Raw genomic sequence first — 271 nt, forward strand, 5'->3', positions numbered from 1 at the left:
GTATCACAGACTCGAACCCTCAAGTCTTGGTGTCATCTCGCGGCCTGAAAAACTACCCACAACCTTCTGATACGTTCTCCGTCAGCATCCTGCTCACTTCGACAAGCGATAATCCAACAATACGGTTCTCCGCGAACGGTGCTAGTGGAGATTATAAGGACGTATCTGTTGAGGCAAGCTCTGATGTTCTTCAGTTCCACGAAACGGCGAGTGGTACATTCCGAAATATTACTGCTGTTGACGCTCCTGTTTCCTCACATCTCAAAGAGTG

The 271-nt window shown here is 48.3% G+C and carries 1 protein-coding gene; it reads left to right on the plus strand.

What is annotated here, in order from left to right:
• Positions 1 to 29 precede the first annotated feature (29 nt).
• A partial coding sequence (locus tag EXE45_RS21100; protein WP_206750530.1) for a hypothetical protein occupies positions 30 to 271 on the plus strand: 242 nt, incomplete at its 3' end.

The sequence above is a fragment of the Halorubrum sp. SP9 genome (assembly GCF_005435015.1).
Taxonomy (GTDB): domain Archaea; phylum Halobacteriota; class Halobacteria; order Halobacteriales; family Haloferacaceae; genus Halorubrum; species Halorubrum sodomense.